Below are 8956 nucleotides of genomic sequence, written 5' to 3' on the forward strand. Positions count from 1 at the left end.
CTTACCATCTGAAGTTCGGAGTCCGAGTAAAAAACCGCTTGATATGGGATAGTCTAAGTGCCGTTTTACAAAGAGCAAAGGGACTTGCGAATGGCCCGGCTACTCCAGCTTACTTTACCTTCGATCCCCTAGCAGTTAAAGGGGCCATGGATGCGCCGAGCGCCGTGTAGCCCTGCCCGTTCAGATACTCCTCGAGCACCTCGCGCAGCTCCGCCTCGTGATCGACGATTAGGATGGTCGCCCGTTCGCTCCTGTCTGCCCCCCTCACGTCCCACGTCCGGGTCGGATGAAACAAATGATACGAGAATCCCCCCGCCGTGAAATGGGCCTGATACACACGCTCGCTAGACTGCCCCATCAGATCGCCCGGCCAGGGCGGGAGAAACCCGATACGTGAAAGCGAGGAGATCGATCATGAACACACGTTGGCTACAACGACCGGTGCGGGCGGCGGGCGAGCGGCCCACGGTGATCGGCCTGCACCTGCCCAATCCTGTAGATACAGACCGATCCGGACGTAACGGTGAAACGTCGAATACGGCCAATCACGGACCTCGGCGACGAGCCCATGCTTGACGGGATTGTGAACATCATCCACGTGCCGGGCATAATCGGCGTCATCTCGGATCTGATGCTCCCAAAAGCGCCGTTGCCACAGGGCAAGCTCCCGCCTCTTATGCCGGGATGCCGATTGGCTTGTCGGCAGCAGATGCCGGACCGCTTGGGAGAGGTGGCGTTTGAGCAAGCTCAACCGGGTAGAATAATCGGCATCGGGGGTAAGCTCCACACCGCATGAATATGATCGGGAAAGACCACCATGGCGTGGTGCCTAAGGGTGGCGCGCGCCGCAGTTCTAGCCGAACCTTAAGCCACCGACTACCATCAGGACTGGCTGAATCAGCAAAAAGAGGCGGCTTAAGAAGCATCGTTGGTATCCGGAAACCAGGGGGAACCTCACACCCTAGCAATGTTGGCCGAGCCAATTGAAGGTCTTCTCCAACACCTGTTTGCGCCCGCTCGGTCGGTGGTTCAAGAGCTCGTGCTTTAATCCTTCATAAATATCCAGCTTTTTGTCCTTTGACCCGAGCTTCTCAAACAATAACTTCGCGCCCGCAATATCGGCAATACGATCCTGACTACCGTGAGCCATCAGAACCGGGATAACAATTTGGCTGGCATTCTGGCAGAGATTGTCGCAAGCGCCTTTGAATTCACGAAGCCAGCTCAGTGACACGCTTTTCTCCACATACCGGTCACGCTTGAATGCCTTAATAAGCTCCGGATCGTCCGACAATTCATCGGCGTCAATCAGATTGGGAATCTTCAGTCGGGGAAAAAACGCTGACAACGATCCCGCAAGGGAACCGAACACTTTTCCAGTCCCCTGCGCCAATAGCAATGGACAGGAGAACACCAGCAGTCCTCGTATCACGGGCGAACGCTGCAGAGCGTAGGAGAGAACCACAATACTGCCCATGCTGTGCCCGAACAACAATATCGGCTTCCCCGGCATTTCAGCGGAAACCCAGTTAATAAATGTCGTTAAATCCTCTACATACCGTGAAAAGGAATCAACATGCCCCCGCTCACCTCCTGATTGTCCGAACCCACGCTGATCGAAACCAAAGCAGCCATACCCCTGACCGGAGAAATCTTCGAAGACCGCCTCATAGCGGCCAATATGTTCGCCAAGGCCGTGAAGGAAGACTATCGCGGCTTTCGATGCAACATCCGGTTCGCCCGTGAAATAAAGCGAAATGTCGTCACTCGCAAGAAAATAGCCCATTGCGGCACTCCACCCTGAACATAAGAAAGCCCATGCAAGCTGAATAGAAAGAGTTGGCTCCTCCACATTGAGACTGCAAGGACGACTTACCAAGCGCCAAAAACTACGTCAGCGTTGCCGTCACTTCCTCGTGGGGTACAGGAATAACACGATGACTTTGATTTCCTCACTACTGGAGATCCGGAAATCACCCCGAACCGAAAGCCGGATCCCTTCAATCCGCTTCGTGTTTCTTAGCCTTGTTTTCCTCATTTTCCTTCTCCCTGTCTTTATAAAGGGAAATGGAGATGAGCGCGAATACGGCGGCCCAAACCTTGGCCGCCACGTTTTGGCCGTAATCGAAGAACTGGAAAGAATCCTTGGCGCCGTAAGGCATAAAGATAAAAAAATACTCCACGAGAAACCATATCGGAGGCAGAATGCCCCAGGCTACCAGCAAGATATATTTTTCGTAACGGCTGGTGCTTTCCCTGGACAACCTCCACAAAGTCACCGCAACGGCAATCAGGCCAAACCATATGAATGCATAGATTCCATACGAAAGGCTTCCTTCATAATACATACGCATCCCAGGTGCATCACTGATTTCGGAAGACATCTTAATCCTCCTTCATTTGAAACATGCCCTAAATACTCTCGAAAGTACATGGCTTCGCCGTAACAACATTTGGCTTACATAGCTTGCTTCCGGCGATTCCACATTCAGAAACATCCCTTTTCATGGACCTAAGGAATGGCTTTGTTCTGCCTGAACTGGTCCTCTACGATACCTCGAATGTTTAACTTCTCCAGTAATTTTCTCACAGAAGGCGAATGGTTTATCCGTTCATATCCCCGAGGCCAATCATCCCAACCATACCCCCACCGCCACGGCGTAGGCAACCAAGGCACGCCCCCCAATCGAACAGCGGCGTAAAGAATGTCGCCCATCAATCTGACTTTACTGCTGGCGCATTGCATGAGCAGTGCATCCGCCTCTTTGCGATCTTCTGCACTGCCGCCGCACCAATAGGAAATATCATGGACGACACAGCAAATAAGCCATGAGTCGTCAGGCCAGCGCGAGCACCCATCGGTGGTGAAGATATAATTGGGCACCTGTTCCGACTGGGAGCTACCTGGCGCCAGGCGCTTTTCCCTGCAGTAGCTCTCGGCAACCAATTCGATGGCGTTTCTTTTTTTCTTATCCTTGATATACGGTTCGATCGAGGTATGGGGCACTAAGGTCGTACAGCCGCTCAAACAACCGACCGCACCGAGTAGCACCCAGGGTCTGTTTGCAGTTCGCATCATTGCCAAGCCCCCCTTCCGTTCATCTAAGATTCACCAGGTCAAGATTACTTGCGGCGAGTGCGCTGCCGGTCAGTCCAAGGAGAATGAGAAAGCCGACGCCGTCAGCCGCCGCTCAGGGCGCCGAAGATGAGAATGCGGTCGGTGGTTGCAACGTGGGCATCGAGTATGCGTGTCTGCTCCTCGTTCACGAAGATGCGCAGGTGCGGGCGGATGCGGTCCTGCTCATCGACGATGCGGAAGCGGATCCCTGGGAACTGTCGATCCAGATCGGCGAGGATCTCCGCAACGGTCGTGCCGCGCGCCTCGACGTGGGCTTCGGCGTGCGTGTAATTGCGCAACTGCGGGGGGATGACGACTTGCATCAGCCGAGCTCCGCGGCTTCCAGCGAATAGATCTCGGGCAGATGACGGACCAGGCACATCCACTTGCCGCCCTCATTGAGACTGCCCCAGATTTCGCCGCCGGTGATGCCGAAGTATACGCCCACCGGTTCATGCCGATCGGTGCACATCGCCTGGCGCTTCACGGTGAACCAACCCTGCCGCTCGGGTAGCCCGCTGGCCTGACGCTGCCAGGTCTTGCCACCGTTGCGCGTCATGTACGCCGCCGGCTTTCCGTCCGGACTCACGCGCGGCCACACCGTCGAGCCGTCCATCGGAAACACCCACAGCGCATCGGGCTTGCGCGGATGCAGCGCGAGCGGGAAGCCGATGTCGCCGATGCGTTTGGGCATCTTCATGCCGGCGCGGACCCACTCGCCCTCGGCGCGATCCATGCGGTAAAAGCCGCAGTGGTTCTGTTGATACAGCCGATCGGGGGCGAGCGGATGCATCCGCAAGCAATGCACGTCCTGACCGTACTCCGGGTTCGGATCGGGCAGAAAATCGGCGGTGCTGCCCTTGTTCAGCGGCGCCCAGTTGCTGCCGCCATCGGAGCTTTCGAAGGTGCCGCCGCAGGACATGCCGATATAGAGATGCTTGGCATCGCGCGGGTCGATGTTGATGGAATGCAAGGTGGCGCCGTCGGGCGGGCTGGCCTGTTCGTCGCCGCACCAGGCCGCGCGCAGCGGGTGCGCGTTGAAACCGGCTACGCCCTCCCAGTTCACGCCGCCGTCCGCCGAGCGGAACAATCCCTGCGGTGAGGTTCCGGCAAACCACACACCCGGTTCGCTCGGATGTCCCGGCGTCAGCCAAAACACATGGTCCACCGCCAGTCCTTTTTCTCCCTTCTTCGCTTTGGGAAACGCCGGCGGCTTTGCCGCCTCCTTCCAGGTTCGTCCCATGTCCACGGAGCGAAACACGGTGGGACCAAGATGGCCGGCGCGCGCGGCGCAGAGCATTGTGCGTCGATCGTGCGGGTCGAGCACGATGTGATGGACGGTACTCCCGAGGAAGTGCGGACCGGCGAGGCGCCATTCGCGGCGCTTCGCATTGCTACGCAGGATGAACGCGCCCTTGCGCGTGCCGACGAGCAGGGCCAGAGAGCCAGTGGCCGGCGCAGCTTGAGGCAGTGACGCCCGCGGCAGAGCCGCACGGCGGGTAGGCCGGCGCGATGTCGAGGTCATGGCTGCTCCTTCCGGTCAGAGTTGCTAACTCGCATCTTAGAAGAGCTTGCGTGCGGTTGTCATTCGCAGCGGCCCTAGACCCTACTTCTCCGCGTCCCTCGCGACCTCAATGTTAGCCGCCACCTTGCTTGAAAAGTGCCTCGGCACGCCTGTTGATTTCCTCGGGTGTGAGATCCTCCTTGTGGGTGGCTAGAAACCAAACATGCCCAAAAGGATCTTCCAGCGTACCTGTGCGGTCACCGTAAAATTGATCTTGCACAGGCTTGGTAATCTTCGCGCCCGCATCAACGGCCTGGGCAAATTGAGCATCCACATCCTCCACGTACACATGAAGGCCAACCGACGAACCACCCAGTGACTGTGGACTGCGGAACGCACCTGTTTCACAAGGGTCGGCTAGCATGATGAATGAATCGCCGATTTTGATTTCGGCGTGCCCAATTTCACCACTTGGCGCAACCAGGCGAAACAACTCAGTCGCGCTAAATGCCCGCTTATAAAATTCAATGGCTTCAGCCGCACCCTTAATGCTTAGGTACGGTGTCACGCTGTGATACCCATCTGGAATTGGTTTTACTGCCATGAGCTTTCTCCTTTCAAAATGCCGACAAGAGCTAGGCTTTCATATATGTACTATACGGCTAAGGGCTCGGCCTACGGGCGCCTCGATTTCTACGCCGTTTACCATTAGAAACACTTCCATTGCGGGGTGAGCAATACGCTTGTTTCAGTCAATGAAACCGTGATCGCGGACGAGCGCTTAACCCCAACGCGGCGGCTTTGTCGGCGTGGGATAAGCATCAACGCCTCCAACGGACCCTCCGGGTTGCGCTATTGAAGATGCTAGAGCGCCGAGGTCTCGTGCTCCCGCTGCACCCGGCCGGGACGCTAGGAAGAGCAAGCACCGCTCTCGGGCATCGGCTTGCGTGCCTTGTTGGGCGTTACTCGTGACCGTGCAGAGACATTTCCCGCACAACCAAGCAGAGTGCTCCTACGAGCGCGGCCAGTGCGATAACGACTATCCACTCCATTACACGTTCTCCAGTTCCTCAATGCGTTTGTACGCCCGCGGTTGATAAGTACGATCATGACGGCGATGACCAATACAGCAATCAAGCCCGCTCCCACTATGATAGGGCTCGCCGTTGCATAGTTCTGGGCAGCCACGCGACGAGCGAAGCGTCAAGTGCCACAGCGATTCCGAAGGCAACCTTGAGCCAACCGATTTCTTCCTTGAGCCAATCCGCTCTCGACATGGAAGATAGTGTAGCATTTGGCTGCTTGACGCCCAAACGCCCAAGCTCAGCCGCCGTGGAGCCGAAGCGAAGCGGAGGCGGAACGGTCGGCTGGAGCGCCTTGTTGGGCATTGGTGAGGCAAATGGAATTTGAGTTGGCATATGCATCTTCAATTCGCTCCAGCTGACGCCGAGATGTGTTACTCGGAATGGTGTTCCGAGTAAACCAGCGAACTTCGTCGGCCTCTTCACTTGTGAGAATGACCCCGCCGACGGGTACGCAAAGAAAGGTAAAGACGAGGTCCCCTCGCTCCGGGACTGAGTAGATACCGAGCACACGTTCAACTTGGATTTGTAACCCAACTTCCTCTATCACCTCTCGCACTACCGCCTGCCATGGCGATTCTCCGGTCTCCACCCGGCCTCCCGGAAGATTCCACAGGTATTGGTCCGTGCGATGGCAAAGCAGCACTTGGCCTTCCCGGTCAAAGATGACTGCGAACGCTCCGAGCGTGTGCATTCCAAGATCTAACGCCCCGGTTCAGCGGCGGGCCGCGCAGCGGACCGTCCGCTGCAACCCGTTGTTGGGCGGCGACTTTCTGTCCTCAGGCGTTTTCACGTGTGCCAATGCGACTCAGGAAGTCGAACAAGCGCGATGACCTCTGTCGCGTGCGTCTCCAATAATCAAATGTCCGCCGTGCAAAATGTGAAATTCGGCCTGAGGCAGATCTCTGAGATAGGCTCGCGCCGCGCCCTCTGGCATGTACCCGTCCTGAGGGCCCCAGACGATCAGCGTCGGCGGCCGGTGCTCGCGCAGATAGGCTTGGTATCTGGGAAACCAATCGAGATTCTCCCGCAGGCCCTCCATCAAGCCGATCATAATTTCGCGACGTTGCGGCTGCCGCATCAGCGGCCACGACAGTTTCCAGAGATCGGGGCTGATCCGCTCGATCAGGTGTTCGGAGATCTCGCCCACGAATTCGCTGCGAAAGCCCTCCTCACTCACGGCCTCACCGAGTTTTTCGCGCCCTTCCGGCGTCGGGTTCGCCCAGTAATCCTTGAGCGCCTTGTACTTGGGCCCGAGTTCATCTTCGTAGATATCGCCGTTCTGGATGATAAGGGCGGTGACCCGCTCCGGCGCTTTCATGGCCAGGCGGAGCCCGATCTGGGAGCCATAGTCGTGCAGGTAGAGCGCGTAGCACGTCAGGTTCATCGCCACCGTGAACCGCTCGAGGAAGTCGGCGTAGCCGTCGAAAGTGTAGGCGAAGCGCGTCCGGTCGGGCGTGCCGCTGTAGCCAAAGCCCGGATAGTCGGGCGCGACCAGGCGCCAACGGTCGGCCAGCGCGGCCATAAAATTGCGAAACTGAAACGACGAAGACGGGTAGCCGTGCGGTAGCAACAAAACGGGTGCGTGCGGCGACCCAGCCTCCCGGCAAAAGATTTCCACGCCGTCAATTTCAATCGTGCGATGCTTGACTGTCAGTTGCGACGGTGGGTTCTGTTCGGGTTTTACTGTGGATTCGCTTTTTCCTTGTGGCATGGTAAATCTCTGATGTTTCAATGAGTGCTCTAGCTGGCGGGTTTCCTATCGTCACACTCGCTAAAGGATAGCCGCCCAACGCCCAAGCTCAGCCGCCGTGGAGCCGAAGCGAAGCGGAGGCGGAACGGTCGGCTGGAGCGCCTTGTTGGGCCGCAACACTACTGACACGCACGCCTCACAGGTGGATAAAGTACTCAGGTGCGCTTTGCCATTTATCGTTGCGACCATCAACGTAGGTGATAGGAACTTTTGAAAGCTCCTCGTCTGAAACATCGTTGAGGCATCCGAGGTTGATGCCATACATTTTGCCGATGGGAGTTTCGTTCCCGACGCCAAAGCCACGCACGCCACAGTGCTTGCAAAAGTAGTGATGGTTTTTCTTGGTGTTGAATAAATACTGCGTTAGTTCTGCTTCCCCCGTCAGCAAGCGAAAGCCTTCTGGCTTTGCCACGGCTGCCCACTGGCGGTTCCGTCTGCATATGGAGCAGTTGCAGCGATATGTGGTCTGGGTCAGATCAAGGTCTGCCTCAAAGGTGACGGCACCGCAGTGACAGCTACCGTGATATGTCCTCAGCATGATTTAACCCTCGCGAAATAGAGACTCCGCTTTTTGCGGCCCAACGCCGGCAATAACCTGCCGTACAACAGCAAGCGCAGCGCCGCTGTTGGACGGTCAGGTTGATTGCCATGTTAGAGCGCGATCTATCACGGCGCCCGGATGCGGTCCACGAACGGTGCAAGCCGAGAATGGAGGTTGGCACGGCGCTCGAACTCCAGCAAGAACCTGAGCGCCGACTCCATGGCCCAATCGGTGCAACTATACGACGCCCAACCTCGCGGAAACAACGGTTCGGGGCTGGAGAAGAATGGGCTAACCGAAATACGCCCGCTCAAGAGAGCCGATATCCTTCCATGCTCTTGTTCATTGTCCCACTCTGGTTTGAAGTGGGTAAGTCCATTCCGCAGGCGAACAAGGGCGTATACATCCTGATAAGGCCGAGTTCCGCGATCAAAAGTCTGTCCTTGCTTAAGGAGCAGGGCGATCTCGAACTTCTCAAGCGGCGGCTTCTGTTCGTAAAGCTCCCACAGCTTCGCCATGACCTCCGGACGTAGTTCGGGGAACACTGTTGGGTAGTCAACGAAAAGTTCGTTTGCAAAGGCTTCCAAGGCCGCCACGGTTGTGAGCAGGGTGGCGGTCGAGTAGGCAAGGATCTCCTCCCAGAAAGCTCCGAATTCCTGGCCACGGTGCGTCTCTTCAAGTCCTTTGACGTGGCGCGAGAATCGAGCGGCTGACAGAAAATGCAGTACCGATAGGTTCGTTCGTGAGCGCCCTGTCGCGACCAAGACGTCAGGCTTCTCGACTACGTTCATCGTTCCCTCTACGATGGGCGGCATAGCTAGGCCTCGCGCTCTAACGAGTTTGTCGAAAAACCCGTTTATGAGACGGTGTTGTTGTCGCTACGAAGAGCGTAGGCCTGCCATTCCACCTCATGCATAGTAGCCTACTCGCTCTAAACACCAAGGGATCTCGATCGCGC

The 8956-nt window shown here is 56.9% G+C and carries 9 protein-coding genes and 2 pseudogenes; all 11 read right to left on the reverse strand.

Going from position 1 to position 8956, the window contains the following annotated elements:
* Positions 1-109 precede the first annotated feature (109 nt).
* Positions 110-358 (reverse strand): hypothetical protein, encoded by a 249-nt coding sequence (locus M3436_01770; protein ID MDQ3562904.1) that lies wholly within the window; start codon positions 356-358, stop codon positions 110-112.
* Between the two features lie 54 nt (positions 359-412).
* Positions 413-658 (reverse strand): annotated as a pseudogene (locus tag M3436_01775) (hypothetical protein).
* 303 nt (positions 659-961) lie between these two features.
* Positions 962-1786 carry a lysophospholipase gene (locus tag M3436_01780; protein MDQ3562905.1) on the reverse strand — a complete coding sequence of 275 codons (825 nt, stop codon included), beginning with the start codon at positions 1784-1786 and terminating at the stop codon, positions 962-964.
* Positions 1787-2000: 214 nt separating this feature from the next.
* Positions 2001-2384, reverse strand: coding sequence for a hypothetical protein (locus tag M3436_01785; protein ID MDQ3562906.1), 384 nt, complete (start codon positions 2382-2384; stop codon positions 2001-2003).
* Positions 2385-2512: 128 nt separating this feature from the next.
* Positions 2513-3079, reverse strand: coding sequence for a hypothetical protein (locus M3436_01790; protein ID MDQ3562907.1), 567 nt, complete (start codon positions 3077-3079; stop codon positions 2513-2515).
* A gap of 101 nt (positions 3080-3180) precedes the next feature.
* Positions 3181-3441 (reverse strand): MoaD/ThiS family protein, encoded by a 261-nt coding sequence (locus M3436_01795; GenBank protein ID MDQ3562908.1) that lies wholly within the window; start codon positions 3439-3441, stop codon positions 3181-3183.
* Positions 3441-4643 (reverse strand): glycosyl hydrolase, encoded by a 1203-nt coding sequence (locus M3436_01800; protein MDQ3562909.1) that lies wholly within the window; start codon positions 4641-4643, stop codon positions 3441-3443. The genes M3436_01795 and M3436_01800 overlap by 1 nt, the downstream gene beginning before the upstream one ends.
* A 112-nt stretch (positions 4644-4755) precedes the next feature.
* Complete coding sequence (locus tag M3436_01805) at positions 4756-5226, reverse strand: VOC family protein (protein ID MDQ3562910.1); 471 nt, start codon at positions 5224-5226, stop codon at positions 4756-4758.
* A gap of 1267 nt (positions 5227-6493) precedes the next feature.
* A pseudogene (locus M3436_01810) lies at positions 6494-7418 on the reverse strand (alpha/beta hydrolase).
* 175 nt (positions 7419-7593) lie between these two features.
* Entirely contained in the window at positions 7594-7995 is a 402-nt protein-coding gene (locus M3436_01815; protein MDQ3562911.1) for a GFA family protein, read from the reverse strand.
* Positions 7996-8123: 128 nt separating this feature from the next.
* Positions 8124-8813 (reverse strand): hypothetical protein, encoded by a 690-nt coding sequence (locus M3436_01820; GenBank protein MDQ3562912.1) that lies wholly within the window; start codon positions 8811-8813, stop codon positions 8124-8126.
* Between the last annotated feature and the right edge of the window lie 143 nt (positions 8814-8956).

Source organism: Pseudomonadota bacterium (genome assembly GCA_030859565.1).
Lineage (GTDB): Bacteria > Pseudomonadota > Gammaproteobacteria > JACCXJ01 > JACCXJ01 > USCg-Taylor.